Consider the following 16,555-nt stretch of genomic DNA (forward strand, 5'->3'; position numbering starts at 1 on the left):
CTTGCGGGAGAGGGGCCGGGGGAGAGGGGCTTTTCAGCGACCCAGATAAACCTCGATCACCCGCTCATCATTCTGTACCTGCTCCAGCGAGCCTTCGGCCAGCACGCTGCCCTGATGCAGCACGGTGACATGGTCGGCGATGGAGCCGACGAAGCCCATGTCGTGCTCCACCACCATCAGCGAGTGCTTGCGCGCCAGCGACTTGAACAGCTCGGCGGTGAACTCGGTTTCGGCGTCGGTCATGCCTGCCACCGGCTCGTCGAGCAGCAGCAGGTGCGGCTCCTGCATCAGCAGCATGCCGATCTCGAGAAACTGTTTCTGGCCGTGGGAGAGCAGGCCAGCGGGGCGGTTACGCGAGGCTTCCAGGCGGATGGTGGTCAGCACTTCCTCGATACGATCCTTCTGCTCGCCGCTGAGTCTGGCGCGCAGGCTGGCCCATACCGACTTGTTGGTCTTCTGCGCGAGCTCCAGGTTTTCGAACACCGTCAGCGCTTCGAACACCGTGGGCTTCTGGAACTTGCGGCCGATGCCAGCCTGGGCGATCTCCACTTCGCTCATGGCGGTCAGGTCGTACTGCTCGCCGAAGTAGGCGACACCGTTGTCCGGGCGGGTCTTGCCGGTGATCACGTCCATCATGGTGGTCTTGCCGGCGCCGTTGGGGCCGATGATGCAACGCAGCTCACCGACGCCGATGTACAGGGTCAGGTTGGTCAGCGCCTTGAAGCCATCGAAGCTGACGTTGATGTCTTCCAGGGTGAGGATGGTGCCGTGTCGAACGTTGACGCCCTTGCCGACGTTCTTGCCGGTGTCCAGCGCCAGGCCGGTGGGGTCGAAGGCGGCTTCGAGCATGGTCTCGGGCAGGGGAGTGGCTCTCATTGATCCTTCTCCTTCTTCAGCAGGCCGACGACGCCTCGTGGCAGGAACAGGGTGACGACGATAAACAGCGCGCCCAGGGCGAACAGCCAGTATTCCGGGAAGGCCACGGTGAACCAGCTTTTCATGCCGTTGACCAGGCCGGCTCCCAGCAACGGACCGATCAGCGTGCCGCGACCGCCCAGGGCGACCCATACGGCAGCCTCGATGGACTGCGTCGGCGCCATTTCGCTGGGGTTGATGATGCCCACCTGCGGCACGTACAGCGCGCCGGCCAGGCCGCACAGCACTGCGCTCAGCACCCAGATAAACAGCTTGTAGCCGCGCGGATCGTAGCCGCAGAACATCAGGCGGTTCTCGGCGTCACGCAGGGCGGTAAGCACGCGGCCGAACTTGCTGCGCGCCAGGCGAAAGCCCAGGTACAGGCTGCCCACCAGCAACACCACGGTGGCGAAGAACAGCGCAGCGCGGGTGCTCTGCGCGGTGATGTCGAAGCCGAGGATGCGGGTGAAGCCGGTGAAGCCATTGTTGCCGCCGAAGCCGGTTTCGTTGCGGAAGAACAAGAGCATGCCGGCGAAGGTCAGCGCCTGAGTCATGATCGAGAAGTACACGCCCTTGATCCGTGAGCGAAAGGCGAAGAAGCCGAACACCAGGGCCAGCAGGCCAGGCGCCAGCACCACCAGGCACATGGCCCAGAGGAAGCTGGAGGTGCCGTACCAGTACCAGGGCAGCTCGTTCCAGGCCAGGAAGCTCATGAAGGCCGGCAGGCCGTCGCCCGCCGACTGGCGCATCAGATACATGCCCATGGCGTAGCCGCCGAGGGCGAAGAACAGGCCGTGGCCCAGCGACAGCATCCCGGCGTAACCCCAGACCAGATCCAGCGCCAGGGCAACGATGGCGTAGCAGAGGATCTTGCCCACCAGGGTCAGCGAATAGGCCGAGACGTGCAGGACATGGTCGGCCGGCAGCAGGTGCAGCAGCGGCATGGCGAGCAGCACGGCCAGCACCAGCAGGCCAATGGCGATGGACACCTGCGGGCCGAGCTTGGCGCTGGCGCGGGCCAGCAACGTTTGATTGAGTGGCATGGTCATCAGTCGATCACCCGTCCTTTGAGAGCGAAGAGGCCTTGCGGGCGTTTCTGGATGAACAGAATGATCAGCGCGAGGATGAGGATCTTGCCGAGCACCGCACCGATCTGCGGTTCGAGGAACTTGTTCACCACGCCCAGGCCGAAAGCCGCCAGCACGCTACCGGCCAATTGGCCGACGCCGCCGAGCACCACCACCAGGAAGGAGTCGATGATGTAGCTCTGGCCTAGGTCCGGACCGACGTTGCCGATCTGGCTCAGGGCCACGCCGCCAAGACCCGCGATGCCTGAACCGAGGCCGAAGGCCAGCATGTCGACTCGCCCCGTTGGAACCCCACAGCAGGCGGCCATGTTGCGGTTCTGCGTCACTGCACGCACGTTGAGGCCCAGGCGCGTCTTGTTCAGCAGCAGCCAGGTCAGCACCACGACGAACAGCGCGAAGCCGATGATGACGATGCGGTTGTAGGGCAGCACCAGGTTTGGCAACACCTGCACGCCGCCGGAGAGCCAGGCCGGGTTGGCCACTTCGACGTTCTGCGCGCCGAAGGTGACGCGTACCAGTTGAATCAGGATCAGGCTGATGCCCCAGGTGGCCAGCAGGGTTTCCAGCGGCCGGCCATAGAGGTGGCGGATCACCGTGCGCTCCAGGGCCATGCCGATGCAAGCCGTGACCAGAAAGGCGATCGGCAACGCGGCCAGCGGGTAGAGCGTCAGGTATTCGGGGGCCAGGCGCTGGAAGCTCAGCTGCACCACATAGGTGGTGTAGGCACCGAGCATCAGCATCTCGCCGTGGGCCATGTTGATCACCCCGAGCAGGCCGAAGGTGATGGCCAGACCGAGGGCGGCGAGCAGCAGGATCGAACCCAGCGACAGGCCGCTGAAGGCCTGGCCGAGCAGTTCGCCGATCAGCAGTTTGTTCTTCACCTGGGCCAGGCTCTGCTCGGCGGCAGTGCGCACGGCGGCATCGTTTTCCTCACCATCGAGCAGGCTTTGCAGGCGCGTGCGGGCCTGCGGGTCGCCGGTTTCGCCCAGGCGCTCCACAGCGGCCAGGCGCACGGCCGGGTCGCTGGCCTCCAGCTGCAGGTTGGCCAAGGCCAGGGTGATGGCGTCACGTACGTTCTCGTCGGCTTCCATGCTCAGGCGGTTTTCCAGCAAGGGCAGCAGCGCCGGCGGCGTGTTGCGTTGCAGTTGCTGGGCCGCAGCGAGGCGCACGGCTGCATCGTCGTCGAGCAACTGATGGCTGGCCACGGCGAAGGCGATCAGGCCGCGCAGGCGATTGTTCAGGCGCAGTTTGCGTGGCGTGCCGTTGGCTTCGGCTGCGCCATCGGCGGCTTGCCAGGTGCCATCCTGTTCGATGAATGCGCGTTTGTCGGCATCGCTGCCGATGCGGCCCTGCTGCAGGGCTTGCAGCAGCGGTATACGCTCTGGGCTGGGCGCGGCGGCCCAGTCCTGCAGCAGTTTGGCCTGCTTGCTGGCGTTGGCGGCGACGAAATCGTCGGCCTCGCCAGCCTGCGCCGCCAGTGGCAGCAACAGCAGCAGGCTCAGGAAAATTCGGGTAAGGGCAGTGGGCATAAGGATGTCCTTGGCGTAGCCCGGATGAAGTCCGGGGCGAGCTTCCCGGATTGCATCCGGGCTAAGGCGGCCCTCTCCCCCGGCCCCTCTCCCGCAAGCGGGAGAGGGGAGACAAGCGGCACTGCAAGCCATTGACGAGCTGTGGTTGCCGCTTGCAGGAGAGGGCTTTTGCCTCAGTTCGACTTCACCGGGGTATCGGCTTTCTTGTCGTTGCCTTCGATGAAGGGGCTCCACGGCTGGGCGCGAACCGGGCCGTCGGTTTCCCAGACCACGGAGAACTGACCGTCTTCCTGGATTTCGCCGATCATCACCGGCTTGTGCAGGTGGTGGTTCTTCTCGTCCATCTTCAGGGTGAAGCCGCTCGGCGCGGCGAACTCCTGGCCGGCCATGGCTTCACGCACCTTGTCGACATCGGTAGTGCCGGCCTTCTCGACGGCCTGCGCCCACATGTGGATGCCCACGTAGGTGGCTTCCATCGGGTCGTTGGTCACCACGGTGTCGGCGTTCGGCAGCTTCTTGGCCTTGGCGTAGGCTTTCCAGTCGGCGACGAACTTCTCGTTGACCGGGTTCTCCACGGACTGGAAGTAGTTCCAGGCCGCCAGGTGACCGACCAGCGGTTTGGTATCGATGCCGCGCAGTTCTTCTTCACCCACGGAGAAGGCCACCACCGGCACTTCGGTGGCTTCCAGACCCTGGTTGGCCAGTTCCTTGTAGAACGGCACGTTGGAGTCGCCGTTCACCGTGGAAACCACGGCAGTCTTGCCGCCAGCGGAGAACTTCTTGATGTTGGCGACGATGGTTTGATAGTCGCTATGACCGAAGGGGGTGTAGACCTCTTCGATGTCCTTGTCGGCGATGCCCTTGCTGTTGAGGAAGGCGCGCAGGATCTTGTTGGTGGTGCGCGGGTAGACGTAGTCGGTGCCGAGCAGGAAGAAGCGCTTGGCGGCGCCGCCGTCTTCGCTGAGCAGGTATTCCACTGCCGGGATGGCCTGCTGGTTTGGCGCCGCACCGGTGTAGAATACGTTCGGCGACATCTCTTCGCCTTCGTACTGCACCGGGTAGAACAGCAGGCCATTGAGTTCTTCATAGACCGGCAGCACGGATTTACGCGATACCGAGGTCCAGCAGCCGAAGGTCACCGCGACCTTGTCCTGGGTCAGCAACTGGCGGCCACGTTCGGCGAACAGCGGCCAGTTGGAAGCCGGGTCGACCACCACCGCTTCGAGCTGCTTGCCGAGCACACCGCCCTTGGCGTTGATCTCGTCGATGGTCATCAGCGCCATGTCTTTCAGCGAGGTTTCGGAAATGGCCATGGTGCCGGACAGCGAGTGCAGGACGCCGACCTTGATGGTCTCGGCGGCCTGGATGGACCAGCTCAGGCCCATGGCGGCGATGGAAGCGGAAAGGGTAAAGGCCTTGATCAGGCTGCGACGTTGCATGGTGCGATCTCCATTCACATATGTGAGTAAGTGGACAGCTCGTTATCGGGCCTTACATGCCTTGCTGCGCTAGCCCAGGCTGCGTTGAAAAGGGGTTCGAAATGCTCATGTACAGCTCGTACACTCCGCTTTCTCTCCCCTTTTCGCCTTGCCTGGCCGTCGCTCGCGACAGGCGTGTAAGGCCCTTTGTGTGGCAGTGATTCAAAGGTCATTTACGTCACCCTTGCGCCGGCAGTGCCCGTTGCCGGGCGCTGTGCAGCATGTGCAGGGTGATCTTGCGCACTTCCGCTTTGCTGACCTCTATGTGGGTCTTGAGCAATAGCTGTGCCTCTTCGCAGCGACGCGACAGGATCGCGCCGAGGATGCGGGCGTGTTCCTCGTAGGTGAGCGCCACGCGCGGCCCCTGGGTGAAGTCCAGGCGCCTGATAATTCGGATCTTTTCGCTGATTTCGGCATGCAGCCGGGCCATCTCGCGATTGCCGGCGGCTTCCACCAGTTGGCAGTGAAAACGCTCGTCCAGACGCGAGACTTCGCGGCCGTCTTGCAGACGCTGTTCGGGTTGCACCATCCAGGTGCGGCGCAACTGTTCCAGTGCATCCGGCAGCTCGTCATTGGGGCGTTCGCACAGACGCTTGACCGCCTCCAGTTCGAGGACGATGCGCACCTCGTAGAGCTCTTCGAAGTGGGCGAAATCGAACGGCTTGACCTGCCAGCCGCTGCGGAAATACACCTCCAGATAGCCCTCGCGCTCCAGGCGATACAGCGCCTGACGTACCGGCGTGCGGCTGGCGGCCATGCGCTCGGCGATCTCGCCTTCGGAAAAGCGGTCACCCGGCAGCAGGCGAAACTCGAAGATGTCGTCCTTGAGCTGCAGGTAGATACGCTCGGCGAGATTCTCCGGGCGCTCCTTGCCGCGCTTGGCCGGGCTGACCAGTTGCATCTCAGGCCGCCTCGTTCGGGGTCAGCAGGAGCAGGGCATCGCCCGGCGTCACCGCCTTGCCGGGGGCGCAGCGCAGCGCCTTGACCGTGCCGGCCACCGGCGCAGTCACCGCCAGCTCCATCTTCATCGCCTCGACCACCAGCAACGGCGTGCCGGCTTCCACATGCTGGCCGGGCTCGACCAGCACCTTCCACACGCTGCCACTCATCTCGGCGGCGACCAGATGGCCGTCCACATCGGCGTCGTCATCAGCCATGGCGCTCAGTGCCTGCGCAGCGCTCGGATCGTCGTCCTTCCACAGCTCGACTTCGGCATCGAAGGCGGCTTTCTGCTGGCGCTGGAAGGCTTCGATGTCAGCGGCGTTGTCGGCGATAAAGCGGTTGTAGGCGGCGAAGTCGAATTCGGTTTCCTCGATGCGAATCTGCGCGCGACCCTCGCGGAAGGCTTCGCGGAATTCCTCCAGCTCGGCCTCGCTGACCGGGTAGAAACGCACCTGATCGAAGAAGCGCAGCAGCCAGGGCTGGCCATTCTCGAACTGGGGGTTCTTCACGTACTTGTTCCAGATCGGCAGGGTGCGGCCGACCAACTGATAGCCGCCGGGCGAGTCCATGCCGTAGATGCACATGTACATGCCGCCGATGCCCACGGTGCCCTCGGCGGTGAAGGTGCGCGCGGGGTTGTACTTGGAGCTGAGCAGGCGATGACGCGGGTCCAGCGGCACGGCGCAGGGTGCGTCGAGGTAGACGTCGCCGAGGCCGAGGATCAGGTAGCTGGCGTCGAACAGGATGTCTCTGACTTGTTCGCGGCTGGCCAGGCCATTGGCGCGCTGGATGAAGTCGACGTTGTTCGGCAGCCAGGGTGCTTCGCTGCGCACGGTTTCGCGGTAGCGTTCGACGGCGGCCAGCGTTGCGCTGTCCTCGAAGGCCATGGGCAGGTGGACGATCCGGGTTGGCACCTTGAGGTTGGCCACATCGCCAAGGTTTTCCTCCAGACGCAGCAGATGTTCGAGCAGGGTGCGCTGGTGCAGCACGCGGCTGTCATAGCGCAGTTGCAGCGAACGCACGCCGGGGGCGAGCTCTTCCAGGCCACGCAGCGGCTCGGCCTTGAGTGCCTCCATCAGCAGGTGCACGCGCAGGCGCAGGGCCAGATCCAGTACGTTGTCGCCGTATTCGAGCAGGATGTAGGCGTCGCCGGCCTGGCGATACACCGCACGCGGGCGGCTGCCATTGGCCGGCAGCTCGGCCAGCACGGTGGCAGAAACCGTAGTGTCCGGTTGCAGTGACGGCGCCGGCAGGGTCACTGCGCTGATTGCCGCCAGTGCCTCGATGCTGCCCAGTTGCGCCTGCTCCAGGCTCTGCGCCTGCTGGAAGCCGATGGGGTGAAAGCGCAGCTTGTCGCCAGGTTTGACCTGGCCGACCTTCCACAGCTCGGCCTTGGCGATGGTCACCGGGCAGACGAAACCGCCGAGGCTGGGGCCGTCCTTGGTCAGGATCACCGGGAAGTCACCGGTGAAATTGATCGCGCCGATGGCGTATTCGCAATCGTGCACGTTGGACGGGTGCAGGCCGGCTTCGCCGCCGTCGGCCCGCGCCCAGCTTGGTTTCGGGCCGCTCAGGCGCACGCCGAGGCGGTTGGAGTTGTAGTGCACCTCCCATTCGGCAGCGAAGAACTCCTCGATGGCGTCGGCCGTGAAGAAGTCCGGCGCACCGTGCGGGCCATAGAGCACGCCGATGTTCCAGGTGCTGCCGTAGCTGGGGATCAGGCTCGGGTGAGCCGCCTGCGGCGGGGCGACTGGCGCTGGCGTGGTGCAGGCCGGCAACTCGGGCTGGGAGATGGCCAGCATGTCGGCGGTACGCAGGGTGCGCCCGGCATGCCCGCCGAACTGGCCAAGGGCGAAGGTGGAGCGGCTGCCCAGGTACAGCGGCACGTCCAGCCCATTGCGCACGGCCAGATAAGTGCGGCAGCCGCTGACCGCGCGGCCCAGCTTGAGCACCTGGCCGGCCTTGACCTCGATTGGCTGCCAGTAGGCCACCGGCGCATCGTCCAGGGTGGCCGGGCAGTCGGCGCCGGTCAGGGCGATCAGCGCGTCGCTGTGAAAGCGCAGGGTCGGGCCTTGCAGGGTAAATTCCAGGCCGGCCGCTTCGGCCGCGTTGCCGACGATGCGGTTGGCCAGGCGGAAGGCGAAATCGTCCATCGGCCCGGACGGCGGCACACCGATATCCCAGTAACCGAGACGGCCGGGGTAGTCCTGCACGCTGGAGTAAGTGCCTGGCTCCAGCACTTCGATGACGCTGGCCTTGAAGGAAAAACTGTCGAGCAGACGCGTCCACACTTCACCTTGGGCGAAGCGTTCGTCGGCGACCACTTGGCGCAGGTAGTCGAGGTTGCTGGCGATGCCGTGCAGGCGGGTTTCGCCCAGGGCTTTTTGCAGCTTGGCGATGGCTGCATCGCGTGTGTCGGCATGGACGATCAGCTTGGCGATCATCGGGTCGTAGAAGGCCGACACCTCGCTGCCTGTGCTGACCCAGCCGTCGACGCGCACGTCGTTCGGGAAATGTACGTCGGTGAGCACGCCCGGGCTGGGCTGGAAGTTCTTCAGCGGATCTTCGGCGTAGATCCGCACTTCGATGGCGGCGCCTTGCGGGGCGCGGTCGAGCGTGGGCCAGTCCAGCGCATCGCCTGCAGCCACGCGCAGCATGCACTCGATCAGATCCAGGCCGGTGACCATCTCGGTAACCGGGTGCTCGACCTGCAGGCGAGTGTTCACTTCGAGGAAGTAGAAGTCGTCGCGGGCGGCGTCGTAGATGAATTCCACGGTGCCGGCGCTGCGGTAGTTGACCGACGCGCCAAGCTGTACGGCAGCGGCATGCAAACGCTCGCGGGTGGCCTGCGGCAGGTTCGGCGCCGGGGTTTCCTCGACCACCTTCTGGTTGCGCCGCTGCAGCGAGCAGTCGCGCTCGCCGAGGGCGGCGACGCGCCCGGCACCGTCGCCGAAAATCTGTACCTCGACGTGGCGCGCCTGATCGACGAAACGCTCGAGGAACACCCCGGCATCGCTGAAGAACTGCTCGCCCATGCGCTTGACGCTTTCGTAGGCGCTTTCCAGCGCGACGGCGTCGCTGCAGCGGGTCAGGCCGATGCCGCCACCGCCGGCAGTGGTCTTGAGCATCACCGGGTAACCGATGTTCTCGGCGGCGCTCAGCGCTTCTTCCAGGCTTTGCAGCAGGCCGGTGCCCGGCGCCATCGGCACCTGGGCCTGGGCGGCCAATTCGCGGGCCCGGTGCTTGAGGCCGAACTCGCGAACCTGCTCGCCGGTCGGGCCGACGAAGGCGATGCCGGCTGCCTCGCAGGCATCGGCGAACTCGGCGCTTTCCGAGAGAAAGCCGTAACCGGGGTAGATCGCCTGGGCGCCGGTTTCCTGCGCGGCGGCGAGAATCTTGTCGATACGCAGGTAGCTGTCAGCCGGCTTGTCGCCGCCCAGGGCGATGGCGATATCGGCGTCACGTACGTGCCGGGCATTGCGGTCGGCGTCGGAGTAGACGGCGACGCTTTTCACGCCCAGGCGCTTGAGCGTGCGGATGGCGCGGACGGCGATCTCGCCACGGTTGGCGATCAGTACGGTATGAAACATGGGGCTATCCCTTCCTCAGTTCTTGGCGGCTTGTAGGCTGGCGATATAGGCGCGCCAACCACCAAAGCTGGTGATGTCACGCGCGCCATCCAGCGCATAGGGCTCACAGATGAAGCCCTTGACCCAGCGGCCGTCGGCCAGCTCCAGGTTGCCGATGCCCAGCGGTGGCGGGATCTCGGCGACGAACTCGCCGAAGCGCGCCTGCGGTACGTCCCACAGCTCGACGATGATCGCCGCGCCGTCCTCGGCGACACGCGCCAGGCCTGGCTTGGGCGGCACGGTGCCGGGCAGCGCGTAGAGGCGGTAATGCGCGGCGCTGGTGGTCTGCTCCACCAGCACGGCATCGCGGCTGGTGAGCTGGAAGTTCAGCGGCATGCCGGTCAGGTGCGCGCCGACTACGGCGACGCGGATGCAGCCCGGCGCTGGTTTATCGCTGGCGGTTTGCGCTGGCAGCGGCTTGCCAGTGGCGCCCAGCGGCAGATCGAGGGCCTGCTGCCAGCGCTGACCGAAGGCCGCCAATGCCTGGTCATGCCAGGCTGGGGCGAGCAGGGTGATGCCGGCCGGTAGACCGTCGGCGCGCAGGCCAGCCGGCACCGCCAGGGCGGCCAGGTCGGCGAGGTTGGTGAAGTTGGTGTAGGTGCCGAACTGGCTGTTGAACAGCACAGGTTCCGCTTCCATCTCGGCCAGGGTGCGGATGGTTGGTGAGGTCGGTACCACCATGGCGTCGAAGCCGGCCAGGGCGTCGTTGATCACGCGGCTCAGTTCGGCGCGGATGTACTCGGCCTTGTAGGCGTCGCAGGCGCTGTATTTGTGGCCGTTGTCGACGATGCCGCGCACCACCGGGTTGATGTGCTCGGGGTTCACGCCTTCCACCGCGACGGTGCGTTCGGCGACCCAGGGGCCGTAGTAGAGCTGCTCGGCCAGTTGCTGGAAGGGGGCGAAATCGATCTCCACCAGCTCGGCGCCCAGTTCGCGCAGTTTGCCCAGGGCGGCCTCATAGACGGCCTGGTTCTGGCTGTCACCGAAGAACTCGGGGTTGGCCGGCACCGCCAGGCGCGGCTTGGCCGGCATGCCGACCTTGGCGCTGTTCGGGTTCTTGCGGCTGTAGGCATCGGCGGCGTCATAGCCACCGGCGATATTGGCCACGGCCAGGGCGTCGCCGACGGTCAGGGCGAATACAGAGATGCAGTCGACCGTGCGGCAGGCCGGCACCAGGCCGGTGTTGGGCAGCCAGCCCTTGGTCGGCTTGAGCCCGACGATATTATTGAAACCAGCCGGCACGCGGCCCGAGCCTGCGGTGTCGGTGCCCAGCGAGAAGGGCACCAGGCCACGGGCGACCACACTGGCCGAACCGGAGCTGGAGCCGCCGCTGACGTAATCCGGGTTGAAACTGTTAGGCACCGCGCCGTGAGGCGAACGGGTGCCGACCAGGCCGGTGGCGAACTGGTCGAGGTTGGTCTTGCCGATAAGGATGGCGCCAGCGGCGCGCAGGCGTGCGACCACGGTAGCGTCGGCCTGGGCCTGGTAGGCGAACTCGGGGCAGGCCGCCGTGGTGGGCCAGCCGGCGACGTCGATGTTGTCCTTGATGGCGAAGGGCACGCCGTACAGCGGCAGCTTGTTCAGATCACCTGCTGCACCTTCCAGTGCGCTGGTCAGGGCATCGAGCTGGGCATCGAGCTGCGCTTCGCTGGTCAGGGCGATCCAGGCGCTGTCATCGCTGCGCAGTTCCAGGCGCAGGGCGTGCAGCAGTTCGGCAGGGGATTGGCCGTTGCGGTAGGCCTGTTGCCACTGCGCGAGGGTGAAAGCGATAGGTGCGTTGGACATGCTTAGAGATTCCATCTTGTATCCAAGTTGGAATTGCTAGAGCAATGAGGGTGCCAGTTTTGCGTAGGCCTCTATTTTCGGGGTTCTCAGGGCAACTGCAGGGGCTTTGGCGAGAGGCGTTGCACCGAGGTGGGGCTGGCCTGCAAGCGAATGGTGCAAGGCTTTAAGGACTCGCGGTGCGCATAGCGCACCCTACGGGATCGTGGCGCCAGTGGCGTAGCCCGGATGAAATCCGGGGCAGGTCATACGCTTATCGCGGCGTTACGGCACCAGGTAATTCTTCACCCCGGTGAAGATGATCTGCGCGGCCAGGGCGCAGACGAACAAGCCCATCAAACGGCTGACGATCTGCAGCCCCTGGTCGCCGAGCAGGCGCTCGAACTGGTTGGACAGGTACAGCACCACGCCCACGGTGAGGCTGGCGAGGAAGATCGCAGCCACCGCCACCAGCTTGTCGTCCCAGTGCGGCTGGCTGGCGCCCATCAGCAGAAGCGCGCCGATGGTACCGGGGCCGACGGTGATGGGAATGGTCAGCGGCACGATGGTCACGTCCTGCTGCACGTTATCGCTCTGCACCGCCGACTTGCCCTGGGCCATGCCGAGGGCTGAGATGAATAGCACCGAGCCTGCGCCGATACGGAAGGCGTCGATGGTGATGCCGAACAGGGTGAAGATGTGCTTGCCGAACAGATAGAGCAGCACGCTGGCGATCAGCGTGGCCAGCGCCACCTTCCAGGCGAGGCGCTTGCGCTCCTTGAGGGTGTAGCCACGACTGAGGCCGATGAAGCAGGAGAGGACGAAGAAGGGGCTGTAGAGCACCAGCATCTTCAGGTACAGGCTGAACAACTCGGACGCCATGGCGGCAGGCTCGCAGAAAGGCAGAGAAGGTAAATAAGACTATCAGTGTGGCAGCGCGTCACGCTGGCGGCGCAGCTCGCGCTCGGCGATCCAGTGTTCGATCAGTTCGCGCAGCTGCGACAGCTCCACCGGCTTGGACATGTGACCGTCCATGCCCACGGCGCGCGCGCGTTCCTTGTGTTCGCTCAAGATATGCGCGGTCAGCGCCACCACCGGCGTGCGCGGACGCTTCTCGCTCTTTTCCCAGGCACGCAGCTGTTCGGTGGCAGAGAAACCATCGAGCACCGGCATCTCGCAATCCATCAGCACCAGATCGTAGGGCTGCGCCTTCATCGCGCTGAGGGCTTCCTCACCGTTGCTGGCGGTGTCGGGCTTGAGGTTGAGCTTGCCGAGCATGCCGCGAATCACCTTGGTGGAGATGCTGTTGTCTTCGGCCACCAGAATGCGGAAGTCGGTCGGCACGTTCAGCGGCGTGCTCACCGGTGTCGGCGCGGCCTGTGCGGGCGTGTCGTTGGGGCGCTGGGCCAGTTCGTCGGCCAGGGTAGTCTTGAGCGTGTAGCCCGCCACCGGCTTGGCCAGGATGCGCTTGATCCCGGCGTTGCGTGCGATCACCTTGCTCGGCGCGTTGCTGATGCCGGTGAGCATGATGATCAGAATGTCGTGATTGAGGCTCGGGTCTTCTTTGATCTTGGCGGCCAGCTGCATGCCGGTCATGCCGGGCATGTCCTGGTCGAGCAGCACCGCGTCGAAGTATTCGCGCATGTGTGCCTTGGTACGCAGCAGGGCCAGGGCCTCCTTGCCGGAGGGCACGGCGCTGACCTGCATGCCCCAGGCATTGCACTGCTGCATCAGTACCTTGCGGCAGGTGTCGTTGTCGTCCACCACCAGCAGGCGTGCACCCTGTAGCGGACTGTCCAGGTCGGTTTCCGGCTGTTCCAGGCGGGCCGCGTCCAGCGGCAGGGTCAGCCACAGGGTGGTGCCCTGGTTGCCGCTGCCCTGGATGCCGAACTCGCCGCCCATCAGGCGTACCAGTTGGCGCGCGATGATCAGGCCGAGACGCCCGCCCAGGCGGGTGGCAGAAAGGAAGTCGCGGCTCTGCAGTTCGGCGTTGAGCAGGGCGTCGCGCTCCTCCGGCAGCAGCGGTCGGCCGCTGTCCTGCACGGCGATGCGCAGGCGGTGCTGGCCGTCGCTGCTGTCGAGTGCGGCGACCAGCAGGATCTCGCCCTCGTCGGTCTGCTTGAAGGCATTGTCCAGCAGGCTGAGCAGGGCCTGGCGCAGGCGCGTCGGATCGCCGCTGATCACCCGGGGTACCTGCGGCTGGATGAAGCTGATCAGCTCCACGCGCTGTTGTTCGGCCTTGGCGCGGAAGATGTCAAGGCAGTCCTCGATCAGCGCGCCGAGATCGAATTGCACGTCGTCCAGCTCGATCTGCCCGGATTCGAGCTTGGAAATGTCGAGGATTTCGTTGATCAGGGTGAGCAGCTCGTTGCCCGAACTGTGGATGGTCTGCACGTAGTCACGCTGCTTGGCCGACAGTGGCGTGCCCAGCAGCAACTCGGTCATGCCCAGCACGCCATTCATCGGCGTGCGGATCTCGTGGCTGATCTTGGCCAGGAACTCGGCCTTGGCCTTCAGCTCGGCGCTGCTGGCGGCCAGGGCGGTGCTTTCCTGCAGGGTGTCGCGCTGGATCTGCCGCTGCCGCTCGGTCAGCGACACGCTGAGAATCAGGCCGGCCAGGGTGGCAACGCTGAACACGCCCAGCACCAGCCAGCCCGGATTGAGCTGATCGAAGCCGAGCAGCACCGGCACGAAGAAGCCGAAGCCCAGGTTGAAAACCAGCATGCCGATGGTGATCAGGCGTGCCGGCTGATAACCGGCGCGCCAGTGCCGGCTGCTCACCAGCAGCAGATTGATTGCACTCAGGGCCACCAGCAGGTAGACCAGCGAGCTGAACCAGAACAATCCGGTGACGGCAATACACAGGGCGTAGGCCAGGATCAGCAAGGCATTGCCCTGCAGCAGGCGGTTGAGCGGGCTGCGCTGCACGGGGGTGCCATGCATGAAACTCAGGCCGAAGGCCAAGGCGCTGAAGGCAGCGAACAGCGCGGAGAGGTCGGCGATCAATGACTGGTTGTAGCCCAGGCTGGGTAGCCACTGGGCGAAAATGCCGAGGTTGGCCGACGAGCACACGGCCAGGCCGATGTTCACCCCGGCCAGCCACAGGCCGCTGGCGCTGCGGCTGTAGATGAAGCGGATGAGGTTGTACAGGGTCAGCAGCAGCAGAGCACCGAACAGCATGCCGTAGAGGTAGGCGGGTTTTTCCAGGCTGACCAGTTCGGCCTGATCCATCACCTTGAACCAGGTCATCAGCGGGTGGTTGGAGGTCAGGCGGACATAGGCGACGCGGGCCTGACCGTCATTGGGCAGCGGCATCAGGTAGAAGCGCGACGGCAGCGGTCGCGAATCCAGCGGCATGGCCTCGCCGGTGTGCAGGTTCTGCTCCAGCTGGCCATCTCTCAGCAGGTAGTAATCGAGGTACTGCACCCGCGGCGAGAATATCCACAGCCAGGCGGGCTGCTGCTGCGGTGCGAATTCGGCACGGAGCCAGACGGCGTGGTCACTGGGCGGGAAGGTAAAGGATTGTTTGCTGAGGGGCTTGAATTGCTGGCGCTGGGCGCGGACTTCTTCGAGGCCCAGGCGGGCGCTGGCGTCGACCATATAGGACCAGCTGTGCGCGCTTGGCGGGACCGAGTTCGCACTGGCTGTCAGCGCAAGGCTGAGAAACAGCATGCTGGCGAGTAGTCCGATGGCAATCCTGAGCCGGCGCACGGGCAAAATCCTTCTAAATGAGTGGCCGGATTATAGCCAAGCATCTGCTCGCGGGAACATGGTGCAGCCAGGCATTTTTAAGGCTTTCTGCTGGTAAAAGCCGCCTTTTACCGGGCTGCACCCTGTTTATCAGTCCTCGCCGCGCTCGCGGGCGATGGCCCGATAGCCGATGTCGTTACGGTGGAACATGCCGTTCCAGCGAATCTTCTCGGCCAGGCGGTAGGCCTGCTGCTGGGCATCGGCAACGCTGGCGCCGATGGCGGTGGCGCAGAGTACGCGACCACCAGCGGTGACGATCTGGCCGTCCTTCAGTGCGGTACCTGCGTGGAACACCTTGCCGTCGAGCTTGGCGGCTTCATCCAGACCTTCGATGACATCGCCCTTGGCGTAGTCACCCGGGTAGCCACCGGCGGCCAGCACCACGCCGACGGTCGGACGCGGGTCCCAGGTCGCCTCGACCTTGTCCAGCGCCTTGGCCAGGGCAGCCTCGACCAGCAGCACCAGGGAGCTTTCCAGACGGCACATGATCGGCTGGGTTTCCGGGTCGCCGAAGCGGCAGTTGAATTCGATGACCTTGGGCTTGCCCGCCTTGTCGATCATCAGGCCGGCATAGAGGAAGCCGGTGTAGACGTTGCCTTCGCTGGCCATGCCGCGCACGGTGGGGTAGATCACCTCGTCCATCACGCGCTTATGTACTTCGGCGGTGACTACCGGGGCTGGCGAGTAAGCGCCCATGCCGCCGGTATTTGGGCCGCTGTCGCCGTCGCCGACGCGCTTGTGGTCCTGGCTGGTGGCCATCGGCAGCACGTTCTCGCCGTCGACCATGACGATAAAGCTGGCTTCTTCGCCGTCGAGGAACTCTTCGATCACCACGCGCGAACCGGCGTCACCGAAGGCGTTACCAGCGAGCATGTCGCGCACCGCGTCTTCGGCCTCCTGCAGGGTCATGGCGACGATCACGCCCTTGCCTGCGGCCAGGCCGTCGGCCTTGATCACGATCGGGGCGCCTTTCTCGCGCAGGTAGGCCAGGGCTGGCTCGATCTCGGTGAAGTTCTGGTAGTCGGCAGTCGGGATCTTGTGACGCGCCAGGAAATCCTTGGTGAAGGCCTTGGAGCCTTCCAGCTGGGCGGCGGCGGCGGTGGGGCCGAAGATGTCCAGTTTGCGGCTGCGGAACAGATCGACCACGCCTTTGACCAGCGGCGCTTCCGGGCCGACGATGGTCAGTTGCACGTTCTTCTCGGCGAAGTCGGCGAGCTGCTCGATGGCCAGCACGTCGATGGCGACATTCTCACACTTGGCTTCCACCGCAGTGCCGGCGTTGCCCGGGGCGACGAAGACCTTCTCGACGCGTTTGTCCTGCGCCACTTTCCAGGCCAGGGCGTGTTCACGACCGCCGCTGCCGATGATCAGTACGTTCATGTCTGTCTCCTTGTGGAGGCGGGCTGTTGGCCCGGTTGGTGGATAAGAAAAGCGTTATCCACCCTACGAATTCCGAGGTCGCG

At 65.0% G+C, this 16,555-nt stretch carries 10 protein-coding genes; all 10 read right to left on the minus strand.

Annotated elements, in window-relative coordinates:
• Positions 1-33: 33 nt before the first annotated feature.
• Positions 34-876: an urea ABC transporter ATP-binding protein UrtD gene (gene urtD, locus BM186_RS05860; protein WP_072423210.1), complete on the minus strand. Its 843-nt coding sequence runs from the start codon at positions 874-876 to the stop codon at positions 34-36.
• A complete protein-coding gene (gene urtC, locus BM186_RS05865; RefSeq protein WP_074913856.1) occupies positions 873-1,964 on the minus strand; it encodes an urea ABC transporter permease subunit UrtC in 1,092 nt (363 codons plus the stop codon). Before urtC ends, urtD begins: the two co-directional genes overlap by 4 nt.
• Positions 1,964-3,532 carry an urea ABC transporter permease subunit UrtB gene (gene urtB / locus BM186_RS05870; protein ID WP_074913857.1) on the minus strand — a complete coding sequence of 523 codons (1,569 nt, stop codon included), beginning with the start codon at positions 3,530-3,532 and terminating at the stop codon, positions 1,964-1,966. The genes urtC and urtB overlap by 1 nt, the downstream gene beginning before the upstream one ends.
• A gap of 173 nt (positions 3,533-3,705) precedes the next feature.
• On the minus strand, positions 3,706-4,971 hold the full coding sequence (gene urtA, locus BM186_RS05875; RefSeq protein ID WP_017678746.1) for an urea ABC transporter substrate-binding protein: 1,266 nt from the start codon (positions 4,969-4,971) through the stop codon (positions 3,706-3,708).
• Positions 4,972-5,188: 217 nt separating this feature from the next.
• Positions 5,189-5,911: a GntR family transcriptional regulator gene (locus BM186_RS05880; RefSeq protein WP_074913858.1), complete on the minus strand. Its 723-nt coding sequence runs from the start codon at positions 5,909-5,911 to the stop codon at positions 5,189-5,191.
• Position 5,912: 1 nt separating this feature from the next.
• Positions 5,913-9,542 (minus strand): urea carboxylase, encoded by a 3,630-nt coding sequence (gene uca, locus BM186_RS05885; protein ID WP_074913859.1) that lies wholly within the window; start codon positions 9,540-9,542, stop codon positions 5,913-5,915.
• A gap of 15 nt (positions 9,543-9,557) precedes the next feature.
• Positions 9,558-11,366, minus strand: coding sequence for an allophanate hydrolase (gene atzF / locus BM186_RS05890; RefSeq protein WP_174892477.1), 1,809 nt, complete (start codon positions 11,364-11,366; stop codon positions 9,558-9,560).
• Positions 11,367-11,627: 261 nt separating this feature from the next.
• Entirely contained in the window at positions 11,628-12,224 is a 597-nt protein-coding gene (locus BM186_RS05895) for a MarC family protein (protein WP_072423203.1), read from the minus strand.
• Positions 12,225-12,266: 42 nt separating this feature from the next.
• Positions 12,267-15,053 carry a hybrid sensor histidine kinase/response regulator gene (locus BM186_RS05900; protein ID WP_072423202.1) on the minus strand — a complete coding sequence of 929 codons (2,787 nt, stop codon included), beginning with the start codon at positions 15,051-15,053 and terminating at the stop codon, positions 12,267-12,269.
• Positions 15,054-15,182: 129 nt separating this feature from the next.
• Complete coding sequence (purD, locus tag BM186_RS05905; protein ID WP_072423201.1) at positions 15,183-16,472, minus strand: phosphoribosylamine--glycine ligase; 1,290 nt, start codon at positions 16,470-16,472, stop codon at positions 15,183-15,185.
• Between the last annotated feature and the right edge of the window lie 83 nt (positions 16,473-16,555).

It is taken from the genome of Ectopseudomonas toyotomiensis (genome assembly GCF_900115695.1).
GTDB lineage: Bacteria > Pseudomonadota > Gammaproteobacteria > Pseudomonadales > Pseudomonadaceae > Aquipseudomonas > Aquipseudomonas toyotomiensis.